We start from the raw sequence: 19,269 nt of genomic DNA, 5'->3' as shown, positions 1-19,269 counted from the left end.
CTTTAGTTTTCAACTCACTACTTACTTATCATTAATATTGGCTTTTTCTAGGCACAGTAATTGTTAACTGTTAATTTTTTTACAAATTACATTTTCAAAAAAGATTTTAGAGAGAATTTAAAGTATAGACTATTTAAAGACAATGATTGGAGTGGAAGGTGCGAAGACTCCTATGGGAGTACGGGAAGGGTGAGACCCCGCAGGCTTGCCGAGGAGGCTCAGCTCACGCCCCATGGAAAGCGAGCATCCTGGAACGGAAATCAATCTTCTTTTTTAACAAGCCTTTAGCTGATTGTATTATATATAACATTGAAAAATTGCAATTTTTGCAGCGTATGTCCTTCTATTTGTTTCATAATATGATCAGTCTTTTTTAATGTGCTATCTGGCAGGAAAGTTAAATAAGAATGTTGTAATAATTAGTTAAGAGAGGCGAATTTTTATTGAAAATAAAACCTCAATTATTATCGTTGTTTCTTTTAACTTTATTAGTTGGCTGTGGTTTAGAAACGAAAACTCTTACTGATTTTTATAAAAAAGACCTTGATGATGTAACCAAGATTGTCATACTCGATGGTAGTTCTGGACAGAAAAAAACGATTAAAGACAAAAAATTAATAGATAAATTTTTAACTAAAATTAAAGACATAAAATTTATACCAGAAAAAAACCAAGAAAAAAGAGTAGGCTTTCGATATTTGATTACTTTATTTCAAGATAATGTAAAGACTTTTCAGTTTGAGTTAACTCAAGTAAACGAAAATTATTATTATACAGAACCTGATATTTATCCAATTGTAGACGATTTTTATAAAAAGATTGATGTTAAAGACTAGTAGTGTTCCTTACTCCTTAAAACTAGATCATGCCTTATTACATTTGAACGCCTCGTACATAAATAAGTACGAGGCGCACTTTTTTCAGTGTTTAATCGCATCAACAATTAATGAAGGAAAACCTAGTTTGTCACCTTGATTTCTAGGATCATACTTTTTGGATCGGAATATAACACCATCTTTTCCGTTCCATTCTTTATGATGAAATATACCATTATCATCGCAATACTCTAATAAAACAACTTCAAATCCCGCATCTTCAAACATTTTTGTTAAAGATTTATAGTTGTGTACTATTTTATGACCTGCACAAATATGATCTTTTGGACCAGGACCACCTACTTGTACTCCGTGCTGATATTCTTCGTTTGGAAAATATCCGTCAGGTACAGCACAGCGTATATAGCCTCCATGCTTTAAAAACTCAAAACAAATTTTAGCTGCTTCGACACCTTCTTCATAAGTAAGATGTTCCCAAACGTGTTCTGCTAAAATTGCAGTAATTGTGTTTTCCTTAAATTTCTCAGTCCATTGTGTTTTATCTAATAAGCTTAAATCCTCTTCCTGAGTATGTATCCAACCAGGATTATTATTGTATATCCCAGCACCAACGACAACTTTGATATCTTGTTTTAATAACATCGTATTCACCTCTTATTTTCTACATATATAGAATCCAACATTTTTGGGGTCACGCCATACTCTTCTATTACGTGTTAGTATATTTTCCGCCTCAATTTTCAACCAATTTTTCATATCCGTGTATAATTCAGTATCGTCCGGTATGTTTAAAGATGGAAACATACTGACAATATAGTTCACGATTGGTTCAGCTTGTTCAAAAACTAATGAATTTGAGATAACTGTTTCTTCTACTTTATTAAACGTCGAACTTAAAATTTCTTTTGCATTTTCTATACAAAAAGGTGCAGCTGGAGAAACTCTTTCAGGAAAACCAAATTCAATTAACATGCGATTACAAAGTTCTCTAATTTCCGGTAAAGAATCACGAGAATTTGTAGTAGTAATAAGTCCCCATTTGGTTTAATGACCCTTTCGAAGCCTTCAATTGTTCCTTGAAGATCAGGCACATGATATAACATATGTCTCGCGACTACCCAATCATAGGAGTTATTAGAAAATGGAAGTTTTCTTGCATCTCCAATAATCCATTCAATATTTAAATTCTTTTGTTTAGATTTTTTATTTGCTTCTTCAATCATTTTAGATGACTGATCAAGTCCAGTAAGATGCCCTTTATGCCCCTTTGTTTTTAAAAGTGAAAGGAATATTCCAGTGGCACATCCAACGTCAAGTATCTTTTCTTCATGTGTTAAATTTAATAGCTTGATAACCCACTCATCTAAATCAACACGTTTCTCTTCATACATAACATGTGTATCAATTCGGACTTGTAAATGCGAACTAGCTCCATACTGGCGTTTAACATCATTCATTTTTTGTGACTCCACTTTTGAACAAAAATTTTGAATTGCATGGGTAAGGAAATCTGTTTTGTTAATTCCTTCATATACTAATGCGTCTTCAAATTTTTCTAAAATTGTTTCATTAATTCTAAAATGAATACTCTTACTTTTAATGTTCCTTCCCTCCCTCTCATTCTTATTAAAAACATAGCACGATTTAAACTATTCAGTAAGTATTTGTGTACACAAATTCATATAGAGTTAATTTACTTTTTTGGTGAGCATAGGGCTATATTTTTTAATTAGATGAATAAGCTTGTAGAATGCGTATTGGTTAGGAATACAATAAGTAAAAAAGTCAGCAAATTTATGCTGACTTTATCTTTGTATTTCGAACTAAAACATTCGTTAGTTGAACAAGATATCACATTTCCATTCAGGGAACTCCTGATTATGTTCTAGTAGATACTCTTTCAATATTAAAGAATCTTCAGGTAATCTTCTAGCAAATTCTGACCACCCAACAAATTCTATTTTATTTGGCAACTCAACTATTCCAGTAATGGTCTCCCAAAAAGCATCCCAATTTTCACCATAATACTCTGGAAATTTCAGTTTTTCTTTCAAAAGTAAATGCAATTCTTTGTTAGTTCTTACATTCGTAACTTCAATTATTAAATTGGGTGCTTTACTCTTTTTATCTATTTTCTTTCCAATAATGTATAGTAATAGAACAATATAAGGCAAAAAGATCAAAAAAAATAACAATTTTAAAGAACCATGTATAATAGCTAACATCCTATTCCCCTTAAAATAATTTCAAAAAGATAATTGTCATATCAAACAGCTATAATTAATTCCAATATGTTGTCACTAGAATTGACCATACTCTGTAAAAATAGATAAAAGAAAATCCTTTTGAATTTCAGAATTTTCATCTCTTAACTCTATTATACAATTTTTATGCCAATATTTGGAAAATACTTTTATTACAAAAAAAGATAGCTAATGTAGTCTATCCTTTTAAATCTATCTGAAAATTGTTAGTCACCAATATAAAAAATACATTGAAAAAGACAAACAAAAAATTTTGGATCTTGTATAGGACAGTCTTCCTCAATTTCTAAATACGTCTTGAACCATTCATTCGTTTTCATTTTCCATTTTGCTACTTCTTTACCTTGAAAATAAAACCTTACCCAATCCATTATTTCTTTTTTTATTGTAAATTCATTTGATTGACATGTAATATGAAATTCAGGTGCCAATTTTAGCCAAGTTTTATAAGTTACTTGATACACATCATTGGTTTTAATGTTGAAAACCTGATAATAAGGATGTCCAACCCACTTCGTTGTCTTTTTACACTGATAAACAAGTTCTCCATCATTCGAATAGACGTCAATTTGAGCGAACCAATCAAAACTTCTCCAATAATTTATTAGTCTTACAAAAAGATTTTTATATGTTCTTTTGAATTTAAATTTCACATTCCCCTGTTCATCAATCACATCAATTAATTTAATTGAATCCTTAATTTTCGGGGGAGAGTAGATATATTTCTGCATATTAACTCCTATCGCTGTTACTTTTTCAAAAGTATTTCGTTGGTAAATACCAACTTTACTCATTATGATATCTGGAAAAATCCGAACCAATTAATCGCGAACCCAAGCTTTCTTGCTATACTGCTCCATATTCCTTATTAACTAAAACAGCCTTTTTTTAATATGAACTTCTATTTATAATAAATCTTTCTTTATGTAGTAATGTTTATAATCTCTACCAACTTTATCAAGGGTTCCATAAACTTGATAACCTAACATTTTATAAAAATCTAAAGCTTGGAAACTCAAAGTATCTAGTTTTATGAAATCACAATTCTTTTCAATTGCGATTTGTTCAATTTCAAGTAACAATTTAGTTCCGTATCCATGTTTGCGGATGTCTTCATCGATTATAAAAACATGAATTTCTAACCAATTCCAGCAAATCTCACCTAATATCCCACCACGTACCGTATTATTTTCATCCTTAAGAAATAAGTTAATCTCTTCATATCTGCCTCTTAAATCTTTAGGAAAATGTTTTAAGTTAAATTCATACAAACTGTTATTGATCGATTTCTTATCTTTTTCATTTAATTCTTTCGTAATCTGTAAATCCATTTCAACTATTCTCCTATCCTATTTCACTAGATGATGAGTAAATTACAACTTGGTCAAACAAAAAGTGGTATGTATATCCTCTTTTCAATCGTAAAATTAGTGTCCTCTCATTTTCTTTTGACTTTTTACTTCACTATATAAAGAGCATGCTAAAAATATACAAGCTAGTCCCACACCTACGATCATAGAATACTCAAAAACATTTTTTAGTGCTATTCCACCTGTTATTGATGATATAAAAAAGAAGATAAATAATAATGTAAAATTCTTATTCAGTGTTAAAACCTCCTAATAAATAATCACTCGTTAATTTTACCATATTTTGGAATTATTTGGAAATTTTATATTAAATACTAAAAAAAGCAACCAATGTCTGCTCTTTATCAATGATTTTAACTCAATTGAATGAAACCACTAAGAATTGCGTATATACCGATTCCTATAAAAACTAGACGGGCAGCTCTTAATTTCATTTTAGATGATTTAAATAATAAAATTCCTATTATTACTAGAATAATACCTATTAATATACTAGAAACATAAAATAGCGGCGCAAAGTTTTCAAGTGCATGATCAATTGATTTTTCAATAGTACGTTCCATGATTCTTAAACCTCCATTGAATTAATTTTATTAGTAGTAATGGTAATGACAATTGTACTAGCCAATACCAGAATAATTGTAAATAGAATGATTGGACTATTTGAAGAAATAAATCCTGCCACTATATTACTAAGTAGAGAGCAAATCAAAACGGAGGAAATAATAGTGGTTGTTATAGACTTCTTTATAAAGCCGATTGCCATCGATATAATACCAACACATACTGCTGAAATTGACATAAAAAAAGTAGTTTTAGCAGCATTTTTTATGATTTCAAATGTAATGTTTCCTTCTACCAAATGATAAATCGATTCACTAATACCAAAAATAATAAATATCGCAATACTTGATAAAATCATTGCTGTTGCAACAAAAAATGAAACAAAAGTAATCTTTGCAAAAAAAACTTTTCGTCTGCTAATTGGGTATGAAAAAAGTAGGATTGAGCGTTTCCCTGAATATTCCTCAATAATAATTTTTGAAAACATTGCTGATGCTAACAAGCTGAAGGCAAACATACAAATTGTACTAAATAAAGGAATGAGTTTTTCATATCCAACAAACAATTTCATGTCCGGATCTGATGGTTCTATTTTTGGGGCATATGCAAATAAATAAAGAGTTCCTAACATACAAATTCCAATGATAATGGCAGCGATAATATAAGTTCGAATTTTAGCTTTTTTTAATTCAAGTTTTATTAAATTAAACATATTTTTTCATCCCTCCATTGACGATATTAAAAAAATATTCCTCTAATCCATCTTTAAAGTCTTTTTCAATCGTAAATAGATCTAATTCTTCAATAACACTTCCATTTTCGACAATTCCAATAACATCTGCGATATGTTCAATTTCACTCAAAATATGACTAGAAACAATGATTGTCATATCATGATCTTTTACGAGATTTAGAAAAAGCTCTCTAATTTCTCGAATTCCCACGGGATCTAACCCGTTGATTGGTTCGTCTAAAATTAAAAGTTTTGGCTTGTGGATAATTGCCCTTGCTATCCCTAAGCGCTGACGCATACCTAAAGAAAATTCTGAAACAGGTTGATAATCTATATCATGTAAGCCAACTAAATTTAATGTGTTTTTAATATCTAAATTTTGTATCCCCATATAGGAAAGATGAATTTCTAAATTTTCTTTAGCAGATAAATGTTCATAAAAAATAGGAGTTTCTATTACGCTACCAATATTCTTTAATATGTTGTTTTTATTTTTTTGAATATCTTGGCCAAATATTTCGATGTTGCCGGCTGTTGGGCTTAGTAACCCCATTATCATTTTTAAAATTGTAGTTTTTCCGGCCCCATTTACACCCAATAGTCCGTATACTCTCCCCTTCGGAACATTCATATTACAATTTCTTATTACTTCTTTTTTATTGAACGTTTTTATTAATCCTGAAATTTTAACAGCTTTTTCATAAGACATTTCTATTCCCCCTTATTTTACATACATACAAATGTATGTATATGTGTAAAAGTTAACTGCCTAAAAAGGCAGTCAGCTTAGATATTTTTTATTGTTTTATGAACCATTACAAGAGTCTCAAGTATTTTGTCATCAATTACTGGAAGTCCAATATGATTGAATAAATCTTGTAAATGTTTTGCTTTTAGCAGGTATTCATCCGTATCGACTGAAAAAATAATCGGACTTAACCATATATTCGTCAGCAACATAAATGTTTCAGCTGTTTGTTTTGGATATTCAACTGAAATCGAACCATCAAGTAACCCTTCTTCTATAAAAGCAAGGATATCTGGAGCCCCTGAATTCACACACTCAATTAATTGCTTTGCAATCAGTTTCGGATTGCTTAGGATCTTTGGTATCGTTTTAATGGCTTCTAATTGTCCGATATTTTCAAATGACAATAAAAATGCTTTTTTCAACTTTTCTAATCCGTTTAAACCTGCAATTTTCTTAACCTCTTTGAATGGATCGTTTTCAGTTGCAAGACGATTAAGAACAGCTTCTATGATATCTTCTTTAGATTTAAAGTGATGATAAAATGCCCCTCTTGTTATATCCCCTATTTCATCTACAATATCTTGGATCGTAGTTTGCTCCCAACCCTTTTCAAAAAATAACTTGGTCGCGGTATCCAATATTTTTCTTTCTGTTATTTCTGGGTATTTATTTCTAGGCAATTGAATAATCTCCTTACATACATTTATATGTATGTATAATACCGTGCTTTTTTAAAATTGTAAAGTTTTTCCAAACGAAATCTTTTAGACTCTAAATATGTTTTAGCTATCTTGAATTATTTCATATATTCCGTGAGATAGATTCAAACTAGAGCAAATCTGATTACAAGAATATTAAAAACAAAAAAAATTAAATAAAAAATAAAGACCACCTCCAAAGTTTGAGAGGTGGTCATAAGAAGAACGGAATAATGGTAACCGATTTTAAGTAGCTAAGCTACACTATGGGAGGAGTTCGTTTACGTTCGTTCGTCATTCGTTACGCGTAAGGAAAGTAACCTGTAACCCTTCATTCGTTTGCTTATCGACTAATTGATAGATCCATTTTTTTCTTCTTATCCTCACAGAAAAGTCTCATTCCTGTGAGGTATTAATAATAATCCGTACCATCAAATGGAATATTAATAGTGAAGTTTTTTGCATCGATTAATCCAGATAAACGTGTTACTTTTCGTTCTAATTTTAACGCTTTTGAACGATAATCTTCTGGATCAAAGTAAAGTTTCTCTACAATTATATTTTCTGAACCATACATCGGTTGGATGCGTTCCTTCTTTGATGCAAAGCTTTTACATAGCTGTACCTCAGCACGTAGTTGTTTAGCATACTCAATTGCTTCTGTTATTGATAGCTCTTCATCTTCAATCGTAATTGTATTTTCGACATTTGCTTTTTGCATTAAGAAGTCTAATTTACGAAAATCAGCACGAACTTTTAATAATTCACCTTCTATTTGATTTAGATTACGAACCAAATTAGGAATCGGTTGGTTTTTTTCTACTTCAACCGTTGAATTTTCTTCTAATTCTTCAATTAATTCACGAATTCTTTTAGATAGAATATGTCTAATATTTAATGCCTCAGCAAGTGTAATCTGATTCATACGATGTTCCCTCGCATTCTAAATTCAATCGAATATATAACTAGATTAGTATATAGAAAATAAATGGAAATTAAAAGTGATAAGCGAAAGTATATCGACTAATCACAAATCGTCCCCTCTTGCTTAATAGCCTAGTCATTTTTATATGGCTTAAGTGTAATTTTTGCTAGATTAGTTACTAAGTGGTTATAAAGTCACTTCTATCTTGTTAGATAGCTTCGTTATTTCAATTAACATGTACTTTCGTTCAATAAAAAAAAGAGTCTTCAATGAAGACCTTTTTTCTAAAATCACTTTCTATTTAAGAGCTTGGTAGTATCTCTTTTCGATTCATTATTTTTCTTCATTTTCACGCTTTTGTATTTGTAACAGCGTTTCTATGATCGTTTTCAGTTCCTCTTTAAGTCGGATGGTTTCATTCGCTACTAGATCGGATGAAGCTTCTTTAATTCGCTTGTTAAGTAAATCATTCACCTTTCGTAACTTTCCAATGGATTGTTCAAGTTGAACTGTTGATGCGGTTTTCATTATTTTCACTCCTAGATTGATATTACTTCTAGCATACCACATCCTGTTTTAAGACAAACAGATTTTCGGGTAAAGTAAGTAGGCGTTCCTTGATTTTCCCCCCAGATCTTGTTTTTGTTCTGTACTTATAAGGAGAGGAAACTATAAAAATAACAATTTCTATCAAATTATACTATTTAAGATTGCTAATTTTTAATTAAATACTCGAATTTTGCTTTGATTGAAATAGAGGAAATGAGTGTTTTTTTTAGAACTTATTATAGATAGTAAAATGAAAAGGAGTAAAAGAAAAGTGATTAATTATATAATCCCTGCGTTAATTTCTTTTGCAGTTGTTTCAATTTTATCTCCACTATTAATCGCTCTTTTAAGAAAACTTAAACTCATTCAACCGATAAGAAAAGAACTTCCATCTAATCATCAGTTAAAAAAAGGCACTCCGCTAATGTTTGGCATTATTCTTTTTGTAGGAATTATTGTATCTATTCTTTTTTCTCCTACGCCACTCATGTATTTCTTGTGTATTACATACATACTTTTTAGTTTTGTTGGGTTTTTAGACGATTTTTGGAAAGCTTCTCGTCAAGATCCTGGAGGAGTATCGGGTAAGACCAAACTTATTTTTCAATTTATTTTTACAGTTAGTTTGCTTTATTACGTAATCAACGAACTAGGCATAAATACAAGTATTAATATTTATAAAAATAGTTCCTTGGAGCTACCAATGGTCTTATTTGTTATTGTCATCACATTATTTGTAGTGGGTTCTGCAAATGCCATTAACTTCACGGATGGATTAGACGGTCTTTTAGGGATTGTCGCTATACCTACATACTTTTTCTTTTTTGTGATTTCAGACAGATTAGAGGTGCAAATTTTCTCTTTAATCATGATTGGATGTTTACTAGGCTTTCTCATTTATAATATATATCCTGCCAAAGCTTTTATGGGAGATACAGGATCATTAGCTATAGGAGGATCGCTTTCCTTTCTTGCTGTTCTCGAGAAAGTTGAAATTTTAATTCCCATTTTGTTCATTATCTATTTTGCTGAAGTACTTTCAGTTATTTTACAAGTTTCGTATTTTAAGCTTACTCGCAAGCGTTTTTTCAGAATGACACCGATTCACTATCATTTTGCCTTAAAATATGGGTGGTCCGAAAATACAATTGTCACGGTTTTTGGATTTATTTCTTGGTTATGTGCATTTATTTGTTTAGCTTATTGGAAATTTCTTCTAAATCCATAAATAAAGCTATAATCATTCCAATCATTAGTAAAGGGAACCAAGTAATGCACAATGTAATAAAAACATACCAAGATCGAAAATTTACCACCGCATACAATGATGCACTAATCAATATCCCAACAAGTAAATAAACGGAGATGATTTCCATTTTTCATCGAACTCCTTTTTAATATTATAAAAAGGTGCACTTGTAGGTGTACTAAATTTCAGCAAAAATATTATAGATTATAAAAAATCTTCACTTTATGGTCGTTTTTTATAGGAAATAAATCCACCCCCAATGATTTTGCCTTTATACTCTTCATTATAAAAAAAGTCGATCTTCCATTGTAAGAATCGACTTTTTTGAGTAATCCTATAATTTTTATTACCTAAATCTCATTCAAATTAAATTAAGTAGATCCATTGGCTTCTTTAATAGATAGTCCGCTTCTTCAAAACCTTCACTGGTCTTTGCACCCCATAAGGCGAGTGCAAATTTTACTCCAGCACTTTTTGCGCATTGCATGTCGTATATTGAATCCCCAATGTAAATTGCTTCATCATTTTGAACGTTCAATTTTTCCAAACAGGCTAATAGTGGATCAGGATTAGGTTTATGCTTAACAGTATCACATGCACAAATAATATGCTCAAAGTAACTCCTTAAACCAAATGGGTCGAATCCTTCTTTTAAATCTTTTTTAGTTTTCGATGTAACAATTCCAAGTTTTAATCTACTAAGAGATAGTTCTTTAATCACTTCTTCAATTTCTTCAAATAAGGTAACTTCATGTAAAAAATCAATTTCAGCTTTAGACCAAATTGGATGAACAACATCTATATTCGGAACATTTAATTTCTTCAAAGTTTCTTTACCTGGAATTCCTAAGGCAAATCTTAATTCATTTAATTCATATTCTTTTTTTAATTCTTCCCTTAAAACCTTTTGTAAAGCTTTAAGTACAACTTGCTCTGTATCTAAAATTGTGCCATCAATATCAAAAATAATCGATGAAACCAAACTAATCCCTCCTATTTTTCATCTTGATTTGCCATTATTACTTCAACGCCATGTTTCATCATGATGTTATTTATATCACTAGGTACCTCTTGATTTGTAATAAAAGTATCGATTGATTCAAGTGTTAAAGCTTTATAATTCTGTCGCTGATGAAATTTTGTGTGATCTGCCAACAATATGACTTGATCAGCATGTTTTATTAATTCACGTTTAAAATGTATATCTTCCACAAATCCATAATAAATACCATCTTCCGTGATCCCTACCGCACTAATAAATACCTTATTAAAATGATAATCTTTTAGTTTCTCTGTAGTAGAGTATCCAGTGACATGGCGCGTGGATTTATTTAAGACTCCACCTAAAAAATGGATTGTCGTATCTTCAGATTGAGCTAGCAGGTAAGCACTATCAATCGAATTCGTCACGATCGTTACATTCTTTGATTGTAAATGTCTGGCGATAAAATTAACTGTCGTAGAAACATCTAAGTAAATCATTTCATTATCGGCTATAAGATTCGCAGCTTCCATTCCAATCAATTCTTTTGTTTCTAATTCAGTCTGTGATCGCACTTGGTAATTTTCAATTTTTTTTTGAAAAGTTGCTAAAGCTACTCCACCATAAGTTCTAACTACTGCTTTATTTTGTGAAAGTTTAACGATATCCCTTCTCGCCGTATCGCGTGAGATAGTATACATTTCACACATTTGTTTAATATTCATTGTCTTATGAGTCTCTAAATAATTAAGGATACGTATTAACCGTTCATCTTGATTCATTAGTAACCTCCTTATTCACATTATAAGTCAATTTAAGTTAAATTTTAAGTAACTTTAAGTAAAATTATTTTAAATATAAATATCATAAGTTAATGTAAGTAAAAACATTAAGATTTCCTAAAATAACTTAACTTTACTAATTCCTAGTTAAATAAATCTAGTTTTGGTTTTAAAGTACAAAAAAAGTCGCAATTGCGACTTTTTCCCTTGTTCATATAACATTCGGTAGACAACCAGAGATGTCAAAAAGTAGATTGATCGTGTCAATACTAACATTAACATTGACTCCGCCATATTTAGTCATGTAGTTTATACTCATGAATGTTTCTTTAAAAAATTTAAAATTTGATTAAATGCGTTTTCCGAGGATTTCTTATTAAATTTTGTAGAATATGGATCACAAAAACCATGTTGTCCTATGTATTTATAAATTTTTATATTTTTTTTATTTAAATTTGAAATTAGCTCATCCACACTAAAAGATTTTTCCTCTTGAGGAAAGAATAATATTGTAGGACACAGTGGCTCTATTTGTGTGTAGTCCCTAATTCTTGATCCGTAAAATCCCACAATCCCATCAAGACACTCTTCCTCACTACACAACCAAGCAACTGTTGCTCCAACACTGAATCCAATTATATATATTTTTTGGTATTGATTTTTAACATCTAATAATAAACACTTGATTTTATGTATTGCGTTAGAGAACCCTACATTCTCTACAAAATTGAGATAGGCAATCTCCTCTTCATCATAATCAAATGGTTGTTCTCGCTCTATTAAGTTCGGACAGATTACATCAACATCCTGTCTTGATAATAAATTACAAAAATCCTTTATATGTTGATTAATCCCATAGATTTCGTGTATCACAATAATCAAACTTCTTGATTTTTTGAGTATCTGAAGCATTTTTGTCTCCCTTAAAAGTGATTCTACAATTTTATAAACACTTATCTTCTTAGATTATACCATATTATTCCATTTATTTTAGAGAGTGGCTTTTAATCTTTATTGAACTTAGCTGTCATTTATCCCATTAAAAAAGAGCACCAATTTAGGTACTCATAATCTGGGATTTTCATTTATTTTTGGTCTCCGATTCATTAATAATTTTACATAAATAGCCTACGATATACTCTCTATCTGTTGTTTCTTCGATATCGTTATTTTGAACAAGATCATTAACACCCTTATTAATTACATTCCATAATGGTGTATTTTCAAACTTCTCATATGGATGAGACATTCATTTCCCTCCAATTTTCTTCTATAACTATGCATGCGTGAATTACCCAAATTAATTGACTATGCAACCCTACTGTAACAAGTATGTCTCCCCATTTTCATCAAATGCCTGTTTAAAATCGAACGCAAAAGGAGTTGGCCCATTTTGAATATAATAGTTGTATCTTTTGAAAGCTTCTTCCCACGTAACATCCTTGAGGTCTTCTGTCCACCAAACTACATAGGAAAGATGTTTTTCTTGGTAAGGTTCTATCCATTTGTTGCGGTCTCTTAACGCCTGTTTATGATGACCCGAATAGGTAAAACGATATAAAGATTGAAGGCTTTTCCATACCGTTAGTGTAAGAATTGGGTAACCTTCCCCCTCAATGGTTTCATTAGAAAAAGTGACTCCATCATGTTGAAAGGCTTCTATAAGTTGTCCTGATTTAGTCGCCTGCCGAAATACGTCATTTCCCACACTAAAAAATTCACGAGATGCAGAATGGTCATAAGGATGTTTTAGTCTACCAACAGTATAAATTGAAACTAAAGCCATAAATTGTCCTCCATTTCCAATTTTTACTAAATTATATTCAAGTAAGATGGAACCTCATGACTTATTCTATCGTAATGAATCAGTAGGGTTGCTCTCTAGATAAAAAGCCTATCATTGTTCCACAAACATTTTTGAATCATCTCATACATTAATTGAATTAGAAATTTATATTTTCCTATTAAATTATTTCAAATTTAATTCCTTTAAGTGTGTTTAATTGCTTCACTTGTTGCTTTGAGAAGATACCAATTAAACAATCTTGTCCTCCTAGATAAAAAATTGAGATAGATTTATCAGGACTTTTTAATTTTAGCAATTCATTAAACTTATAAATAATCGTTATATCAAGCCAATCATCATCGACTTTGAGACTCCAATGATATTCTTTTCCATCTAATTTAAAGGAAAGTGAAGCTTCCAAATTTTCAATGTCTACAACATCATTAATTTCTGTCATTTCTAGATGACCATTTGATAAATCTTTTATTCTTTCAGCAATTCGAACATAATCTCCAGTGTCTTCAATACATTCTGTGTCTAAATACCAGATATTATTTGAACCATTAAAATAAATATTATCTATTTCCACTTCACCACCCATTGCCAACATTAAAAGCAAATATGGATCATTTTCATACTCCTGCAAACTAAACTCTTTAAGAAGTAGTTCTTCACTAATATTTTCATTTAATTTAATTCCAATCGTTTGTAATAAAGTTAATTGTTCATTAAAACTAACCTTCTTTTTAGACTTAAAAAAACGTAACATATCCATCACCTACCTAAAAATTTACTTATTAAAAAAACATCTAAAGTATAACATTCCTTTTTCCATTGTTTATACAAAAAAAAGATCGACGAAATTGTCGATCCTCATTCTTCATTCTTTATTACTTTCCATGTTACGTTGCATTTCCTGTTTCTCCATATATTTCCGCATCTTTTTCATATTTTCTGGAGCGTCCATTGGATCCTCGACAATCATTTCAATAATACAGAGTCTATTAGCACTTTCTATTTCAGCTTGATTTATGGCCTGTTTAAGTTCTCCATATGTCCTGACGATCGCACTGAACACATTGCCTCCAAAGACTTCAGGCAGCTTACTGTATGACCAATGAGGAATTTTATTGTATTTTTGATCCTTTGTTTTGACATTTAAGTATTTTTCGATTGTATAACCATTGTTGTTTAAGACAAAGATTATAGGTTTACAGCCGTAATAGAGCATTGAGCTGATTTCTTGGACAGTTAGCTGTAGAGATCCATCACCTGTAAACAGCAACACCCGCTGCTTAGGCGCAGCAATACTAGCACCGAATGTGGATGGAGTAGCATAACCGATGGACCCCCATCCTCCTTGACCGATATACGTAACATTGCTCGGCAATCTCACTTCAGCCATGCCATTGTAAAAAGTACCAGTTTCGACAATCACAATGTCGTCCATTTTCAGCATTTGTTGAAAAAGTGGATAATAATTTGCTGCCTTAAGAGGTTCATCAGTATTTTTATTAGACTGATTGTAAGGTAATGGCACTTTTTTTTGCAATCCTTGACCTTTGAAACTCATATTTTGAATCGCATGTAGCATGTCGTTAGCTAGAACGTTCGGATATTCAGCCTCACCAACCTTTACTAAGTCCGGCTGGATATTAACAGTTATCAGTGAATTCAGTTTTGCTGTATAATTCGCAGTATTGGTGTCCGCCCATACCATGCCGATCGCAATGATACAGTCTGCATTTTCTACCGTACTTTGAACTTCAGAACATCCGAACGAGCCTAAATACATTCCGATATAATTGGGATGGGTTTCGTCGAATGCCCCCTTACCAAACATCATTGACGCAACAGGTACATTCATCGCGTCTGCCAACTGCAGAACCGCAGTCTGAAGGCCATAACGAATCGTTTTGACATCCACTAATATAACCGGACGATGAGCACATTCTAGTAGTTGACGGACTTGATCTGCCGCAGCCTGAAGAGTTTTCAAATTGGATTTTCGTAGTTGTTGTTCTTGTGCTTCTCTAGCTATTATCGGCATGGCAGCTATGTCATTGGCCACAACAAGGTAAACTGGTTGTTTCTTTTCTTTTGCAATTCGAATGGCAGTTTGAATTTCAATTATGGCATTTTCCGGCGTTAACACTGCAGTATATGCAGTTATCTGCTCGTACATCTTACGAAAAACATCAAAGTTTCCATCCATTAAAGTGTGATGCATTAGCTTGTGCTTTTTTTGATCTTTTTCTGGAGGCGCCCCAACAATGTGAATTACTGGAACATGTTCGCTGTAGGCTCCCGCTATTGGATTGCATGCGCTTAGTTCTCCAACTCCAAAGGTTGTAATTAAAGCTGAAATCCCTTTGATTCTTGCATAGCCATCTGCAGCATAACCCGAGTTTAGTTCATTCCGTCCTTCTATAAACTGGATTCCGTTAGATCGTTCTAAAGTATCAAGCAGTGTAAAATTGTAGTCACCTGCGACTCCGAAAATTTCTGTAATGCCCTCCAATTTCAAACAATCAAACAAATACTGACTTACTGTTTTCTGGGCTTTTCCATTACGCGAGACAGGACTGACCGAATTCCTCATCTTATCCATCGCACGCTCACTCCTTATCCATTTTTTGGTTTGTTAAATTTTACTAGTCCCCTTTTTATTCGTACCCTTTCATTGAACCAGCTATTCGGAGTTTAGATCATTGTTCGATTCTTTTAAATAGCGTTGTGCTGTATCTTTTAATAGCGCAACAACCTTCCACTCTTACAAATAGTAGGATTTTAAACTTGTACTAATAGAACCGTTCTAATCATATTTTTATAGTAGAAAACAAATACAAGGAGGTTTTTAGTTAGTTGATAAATGTTAACGTAGGTTTACGTCCGATTGTAAGTAACATTAATTTACCAACTGTTTTGAAAACAACTATCCTTCCAGGTGACTCGATTGAAAGATTATTTATTGCAACCCAGGTTGGAGAGATTTTTTACATAGGAAATGGGGACATCAGGACTTTTTTAGATATTCGCCAGCGTGTCATAAAACTTGGGAACTCTGGTGGCTATGATGAACGAGGTCTTTTAGGACTAGCGTTTCATCCTAATTTTTATCATAATGGTCTGTTTTATCTTTATTATTCAATAGCTGGAACTCAAGGTCCAGGTGCACTTACTAAACCTTTTAAACCTGATCCATGTGATCCCAAAACTTTAAACTTAAAATGGACAAATAGGGAAACTCAGTTTGACCATATTGATACAGTTGAGGAATGGGTTTTACAATCTAATGGACAGCCTCAAAAAAAGCGGACTTTACTAAACTTAAGAAGACCATTTTCGAATCATAATGGAGTTAATTGCTTAAGCTTTTCACCTGAAACTGGAAAACTTATTTTGTCGACTGGTGATGGTGGTTCAGGCTATGATCCATTTAACTTAAGCCAGAATAACTTAGAAGTGGCGGGAAAAATAATTGAAATTGATGTAGATAAAAATACAAACATTACGAATCCACCCGTTATCACACGTTTTGATGAACTTCCCGAAGCGATTCAGGAAACTCTCGCGATAATGGCAAAAGGTGTTCGCAATACACCAGGTATTTCATTTCAAAAATTTTACAACCATTATATTAAATATGTGGGAAATGTCGGTCAGGATTTGGTCGAGTCGATTTTTTCTTTCGTCTATAATAAATCTATACCGGTTACTCAACTTACTCAAGCTTCGTTTATGAATTCTGAACTCGTCAATGAAGGTTTTATAAACTTTGGTTGGCGTGGGTGGGAAGGTGCTTTTCCTACTTCGATTATAAGAGGCTGTAATGAAAATCAGAATTTAGACGAGAAAACAATTGCTTACTATAATGAATCAGTATCCCTTTCTGGAAGTCGGCTGCAGCCTTTAACTAACTACTTTCATAAAGATTCTAGACCGAATAAATTTGAAGGAACTGCACTTACAGGAGTCCAACCATATATGGGGAATGAAATCCCTAGTTTAACGGGAAGTGTTGTGTTTACAGATGTTGCTCGGAAGGAATCTCAGCCTCATGTTAGAGGCGCTTTAGCATATACCAGAGTTAGACCAGATGGTAGACAAAATGATTTTAGTGTCATCCAAACAAATTATGATTTTGGGTCTCAATCAGCTTATTATATGAGTTTGGGTACAAATCTAAATCAATCGAAATTATATTTAGGAGCTTATGCATCCTTAAAAGTAACTGACTTAAATAAAGGTACTATTTTTGAAATCATTCCATGAATTTAGAATTTCTCATAAACTCTTCTTCTTTTTGAATAAAAGAAACCACAGGAGTAATCCTGTGGTTTCTTATTTTAATCTCACTAACTTATTTATCTACAAAAACATTGTGGTCTCATACACATTCGTTGTGACTGAAATGGGTTGATTAATAACTAAATTAAAATCTTTTTTAATCTTTTAAAAATGACTAATGCAATTTCAACCCATAACCAGCTATAAAAGAAAGTAAATAAAAGAATACATCCTGTGGTAAGAATTGAGAAAGAATGTGCGCCGATTGGGCCTAAAACTGGAAAGTGAAAAACAAATAACAAACACATGATTCCTACTATTAATAGAATTGCACCAGAAGCAATCATACTTAATCTCTTCCTAAAAAAGAAAAAAGATGACCCAATTCCAAGTCCCAATAATCCTGTAGTGAAAGGAAAAACAATCAGTTCAGTTGGTTGCAAGATGAATAACAACATAATGGTTAGAAAATATGACTTTAATCCGAATCGAATGGAAAACATGGTACAAAATAGAATAGGTGCAGTAGCGATCGGGCTTATAAAAAATCCAATTCCAGGTAAATAACCACCAGCAGATTGTAGAATTACTGCAATACAGGCAAACATGGACATTAAAATGTATTTCATCGTATTTTTATGTTGATTGAATCTTTTTTGAAATAAACGAATGTCATCAGAAACAGGTTTTAAAAAATACACCTTTCCACCTCGTTATCAAACTTTTATATAATCACTTTTGGATATTTACTATTTATATGAGATGGAAAGACTAGAAATACTTCAATCTAAATTAACTTGTTTCATCTAATTAATCTTTTTATTTTCATGACAAAAAATTTTTTTAGACCAATTTCGCTCGAAAACCCTGCTATTTCAATGTTTTTTCAACTGGGACAACTTGTGTCCACAGGGCGTGTAAAGTCCCTGGAGAAATGTTGAATTGAACGTGTTATAGTGAGGTTAGGAGGTGTTTCTAATGCAAATTTTAATCTGTAAAGAGTGCGAAGAAACCATTGATTATGCGGAATATAAAAAAATTGTAAAAATCTATTCAACTTGCGAATCTTGCAAAAACGAAGCAGCTAATCCAAGTAAAAAATAACATATAAACTAAAAAACAAGTTTCTAAGGGCTTTATGACAATGAAAAAAGGTCATAGTAGATGGAAATAAAGTAAGTATTTTTGATAATCGATTAATGAATAGAAATGTTAATCTGTTTAGAGCAATATTTGTAACACCATCAAACTCAAATCACTACTTAGTTCTTTTTCATTTGTTAAAATATTAAATACTAATTTTTAAAAATGAATTCAAATCTTAAAAGACGATCCTTTTTTGAATTTGTCGTTTAAACTGATTAATCATTTTTCTAGGTAAAGAATATTTATACCATTTTTATGAATACTTATATTGAACAATAAGTTAATTGGAACGGAAGAATGCTCGACTCCTATGGGAGATGCGGAAAGGCTGAGACCCCGCAGGC

The 19,269-nt window shown here is 31.7% G+C and carries 22 protein-coding genes and 1 pseudogene; 4 read left to right on the top strand and 19 right to left on the bottom strand.

Annotated elements, in window-relative coordinates:
• Window positions 1-443 precede the first annotated feature (443 nt).
• Complete coding sequence (locus B7R67_RS19750) at window positions 444-836, top strand: hypothetical protein (protein WP_088072704.1); 393 nt, start codon at window positions 444-446, stop codon at window positions 834-836.
• 84 nt (window positions 837-920) lie between these two features.
• Here the strand turns inward: B7R67_RS19750 and B7R67_RS19745 are convergent, their stop codons facing one another.
• From B7R67_RS19745 to B7R67_RS19695, 11 genes and pseudogenes are all read right to left on the bottom strand, one after another.
• Window positions 921-1,478 (bottom strand): class I SAM-dependent methyltransferase, encoded by a 558-nt coding sequence (locus B7R67_RS19745; protein ID WP_088072703.1) that lies wholly within the window; start codon window positions 1,476-1,478, stop codon window positions 921-923.
• Between the two features lie 12 nt (window positions 1,479-1,490).
• A pseudogene (locus B7R67_RS19740) lies at window positions 1,491-2,437 on the bottom strand (class I SAM-dependent methyltransferase).
• Between the two features lie 234 nt (window positions 2,438-2,671).
• Window positions 2,672-3,061, bottom strand: coding sequence for a barstar family protein (locus B7R67_RS19735; RefSeq protein WP_088072702.1), 390 nt, complete (start codon window positions 3,059-3,061; stop codon window positions 2,672-2,674).
• A gap of 245 nt (window positions 3,062-3,306) precedes the next feature.
• Window positions 3,307-3,831, bottom strand: a complete 525-nt coding sequence (locus B7R67_RS19730) for a tubby C-terminal domain-like protein (protein ID WP_088072701.1) — start codon at window positions 3,829-3,831, stop codon at window positions 3,307-3,309.
• A gap of 174 nt (window positions 3,832-4,005) precedes the next feature.
• Window positions 4,006-4,431: a GNAT family N-acetyltransferase gene (locus tag B7R67_RS19725; RefSeq protein WP_088072700.1), complete on the bottom strand. Its 426-nt coding sequence runs from the start codon at window positions 4,429-4,431 to the stop codon at window positions 4,006-4,008.
• Window positions 4,432-4,823: 392 nt separating this feature from the next.
• Window positions 4,824-5,033, bottom strand: a complete 210-nt coding sequence (locus tag B7R67_RS19720) for a hypothetical protein (protein ID WP_088072699.1) — start codon at window positions 5,031-5,033, stop codon at window positions 4,824-4,826.
• A gap of 5 nt (window positions 5,034-5,038) precedes the next feature.
• Window positions 5,039-5,746 carry an ABC transporter permease gene (locus B7R67_RS19715; RefSeq protein ID WP_088072698.1) on the bottom strand — a complete coding sequence of 236 codons (708 nt, stop codon included), beginning with the start codon at window positions 5,744-5,746 and terminating at the stop codon, window positions 5,039-5,041.
• Window positions 5,739-6,476 carry an ABC transporter ATP-binding protein gene (locus B7R67_RS19710; RefSeq protein ID WP_088072697.1) on the bottom strand — a complete coding sequence of 246 codons (738 nt, stop codon included), beginning with the start codon at window positions 6,474-6,476 and terminating at the stop codon, window positions 5,739-5,741. Before B7R67_RS19710 ends, B7R67_RS19715 begins: the two co-directional genes overlap by 8 nt.
• A 77-nt stretch (window positions 6,477-6,553) precedes the next feature.
• Window positions 6,554-7,198, bottom strand: coding sequence for a TetR/AcrR family transcriptional regulator (locus tag B7R67_RS19705; protein ID WP_088072696.1), 645 nt, complete (start codon window positions 7,196-7,198; stop codon window positions 6,554-6,556).
• A gap of 430 nt (window positions 7,199-7,628) precedes the next feature.
• A complete protein-coding gene (locus tag B7R67_RS19700; RefSeq protein ID WP_088072695.1) occupies window positions 7,629-8,141 on the bottom strand; it encodes a hypothetical protein in 513 nt (170 codons plus the stop codon).
• 333 nt (window positions 8,142-8,474) lie between these two features.
• On the bottom strand, window positions 8,475-8,669 hold the full coding sequence (locus B7R67_RS19695; protein ID WP_088072694.1) for a hypothetical protein: 195 nt from the start codon (window positions 8,667-8,669) through the stop codon (window positions 8,475-8,477).
• A 292-nt stretch (window positions 8,670-8,961) separates the two neighbouring features.
• Between B7R67_RS19695 and mraY the strand changes: the two genes are divergently transcribed.
• Window positions 8,962-9,918 carry a phospho-N-acetylmuramoyl-pentapeptide-transferase gene (gene mraY / locus B7R67_RS19690; RefSeq protein ID WP_407920413.1) on the top strand — a complete coding sequence of 319 codons (957 nt, stop codon included), beginning with the start codon at window positions 8,962-8,964 and terminating at the stop codon, window positions 9,916-9,918.
• A gap of 382 nt (window positions 9,919-10,300) precedes the next feature.
• Here the strand turns inward: mraY and B7R67_RS19680 are convergent, their stop codons facing one another.
• The 7 genes from B7R67_RS19680 to B7R67_RS19655 form a co-directional block, all read right to left on the bottom strand.
• Window positions 10,301-10,921, bottom strand: a complete 621-nt coding sequence (locus B7R67_RS19680; RefSeq protein WP_088072692.1) for an HAD family hydrolase — start codon at window positions 10,919-10,921, stop codon at window positions 10,301-10,303.
• A gap of 11 nt (window positions 10,922-10,932) precedes the next feature.
• Entirely contained in the window at window positions 10,933-11,703 is a 771-nt protein-coding gene (locus tag B7R67_RS19675) for a DeoR/GlpR family DNA-binding transcription regulator (RefSeq protein ID WP_088072691.1), read from the bottom strand.
• Window positions 11,704-12,018: 315 nt separating this feature from the next.
• Window positions 12,019-12,615: a dienelactone hydrolase family protein gene (locus B7R67_RS19670; protein ID WP_088072690.1), complete on the bottom strand. Its 597-nt coding sequence runs from the start codon at window positions 12,613-12,615 to the stop codon at window positions 12,019-12,021.
• A 169-nt stretch (window positions 12,616-12,784) separates the two neighbouring features.
• Window positions 12,785-12,952: a hypothetical protein gene (locus B7R67_RS22345; protein WP_167374924.1), complete on the bottom strand. Its 168-nt coding sequence runs from the start codon at window positions 12,950-12,952 to the stop codon at window positions 12,785-12,787.
• A gap of 69 nt (window positions 12,953-13,021) precedes the next feature.
• Window positions 13,022-13,489, bottom strand: a complete 468-nt coding sequence (locus tag B7R67_RS19665; protein WP_088072689.1) for a DUF3291 domain-containing protein — start codon at window positions 13,487-13,489, stop codon at window positions 13,022-13,024.
• A gap of 178 nt (window positions 13,490-13,667) precedes the next feature.
• Window positions 13,668-14,258 carry a hypothetical protein gene (locus B7R67_RS19660; protein ID WP_235822222.1) on the bottom strand — a complete coding sequence of 197 codons (591 nt, stop codon included), beginning with the start codon at window positions 14,256-14,258 and terminating at the stop codon, window positions 13,668-13,670.
• A 111-nt stretch (window positions 14,259-14,369) separates the two neighbouring features.
• Window positions 14,370-16,100, bottom strand: a complete 1,731-nt coding sequence (locus B7R67_RS19655; RefSeq protein WP_088072688.1) for an alpha-keto acid decarboxylase family protein — start codon at window positions 16,098-16,100, stop codon at window positions 14,370-14,372.
• 254 nt (window positions 16,101-16,354) lie between these two features.
• On the opposite strand from B7R67_RS19655, the gene B7R67_RS19650 reads away from it, so the two are divergent.
• Entirely contained in the window at window positions 16,355-17,764 is a 1,410-nt protein-coding gene (locus B7R67_RS19650; protein ID WP_088072687.1) for a PQQ-dependent sugar dehydrogenase, read from the top strand.
• Window positions 17,765-17,919: 155 nt separating this feature from the next.
• Here B7R67_RS19650 and B7R67_RS19645 read toward each other — a convergent pair whose 3' ends face one another.
• Window positions 17,920-18,480, bottom strand: a complete 561-nt coding sequence (locus B7R67_RS19645) for a hypothetical protein (RefSeq protein WP_088072686.1) — start codon at window positions 18,478-18,480, stop codon at window positions 17,920-17,922.
• Window positions 18,481-18,757: 277 nt separating this feature from the next.
• On the opposite strand from B7R67_RS19645, the gene B7R67_RS19640 reads away from it, so the two are divergent.
• The gene (locus B7R67_RS19640; RefSeq protein ID WP_088072685.1) at window positions 18,758-18,883 is read left to right on the top strand and encodes a GapA-binding peptide SR1P; all 126 of its coding nucleotides are present in this window, start codon (window positions 18,758-18,760) and stop codon (window positions 18,881-18,883) included.
• The last annotated feature ends 386 nt before the right edge of the window (window positions 18,884-19,269 follow it).

The sequence above is a fragment of the Gottfriedia luciferensis genome, from assembly GCF_002156865.1.
Taxonomy (GTDB): Bacteria; Bacillota; Bacilli; order Bacillales; family Bacillaceae_G; genus Gottfriedia; species Gottfriedia luciferensis.
The sequence above is the reverse complement of the archived record's forward strand: the minus strand, read 5'-3'. Positions and strand labels throughout refer to the sequence as shown.

Coding starts and splice junctions, on each gene's coding strand:
- B7R67_RS19745 (WP_088072703.1), bottom strand. CDS start 1,478: ATGTTATTAAAACAAGATATCAAAGTTGTCGTTGGTGCTGGGATATAC.
- B7R67_RS19735 (WP_088072702.1), bottom strand. CDS start 3,061: ATGTTAGCTATTATACATGGTTCTTTAAAATTGTTATTTTTTTTGATC.
- B7R67_RS19730 (WP_088072701.1), bottom strand. CDS start 3,831: ATGCAGAAATATATCTACTCTCCCCCGAAAATTAAGGATTCAATTAAA.
- B7R67_RS19725 (WP_088072700.1), bottom strand. CDS start 4,431: ATGGATTTACAGATTACGAAAGAATTAAATGAAAAAGATAAGAAATCG.
- B7R67_RS19720 (WP_088072699.1), bottom strand. CDS start 5,033: ATGGAACGTACTATTGAAAAATCAATTGATCATGCACTTGAAAACTTT.
- B7R67_RS19715 (WP_088072698.1), bottom strand. CDS start 5,746: ATGTTTAATTTAATAAAACTTGAATTAAAAAAAGCTAAAATTCGAACT.
- B7R67_RS19710 (WP_088072697.1), bottom strand. CDS start 6,476: ATGTCTTATGAAAAAGCTGTTAAAATTTCAGGATTAATAAAAACGTTC.
- B7R67_RS19700 (WP_088072695.1), bottom strand. CDS start 8,141: ATGAATCAGATTACACTTGCTGAGGCATTAAATATTAGACATATTCTA.
- B7R67_RS19695 (WP_088072694.1), bottom strand. CDS start 8,669: ATGAAAACCGCATCAACAGTTCAACTTGAACAATCCATTGGAAAGTTA.
- B7R67_RS19675 (WP_088072691.1), bottom strand. CDS start 11,703: ATGAATCAAGATGAACGGTTAATACGTATCCTTAATTATTTAGAGACT.
- B7R67_RS19670 (WP_088072690.1), bottom strand. CDS start 12,615: ATGCTTCAGATACTCAAAAAATCAAGAAGTTTGATTATTGTGATACAC.
- B7R67_RS22345 (WP_167374924.1), bottom strand. CDS start 12,952: ATGTCTCATCCATATGAGAAGTTTGAAAATACACCATTATGGAATGTA.
- B7R67_RS19665 (WP_088072689.1), bottom strand. CDS start 13,489: ATGGCTTTAGTTTCAATTTATACTGTTGGTAGACTAAAACATCCTTAT.
- B7R67_RS19660 (WP_235822222.1), bottom strand. CDS start 14,258: ATGTTACGTTTTTTTAAGTCTAAAAAGAAGGTTAGTTTTAATGAACAA.
- B7R67_RS19655 (WP_088072688.1), bottom strand. CDS start 16,100: ATGGATAAGATGAGGAATTCGGTCAGTCCTGTCTCGCGTAATGGAAAA.
- B7R67_RS19640 (WP_088072685.1), top strand. CDS start 18,758: ATGCAAATTTTAATCTGTAAAGAGTGCGAAGAAACCATTGATTATGCG.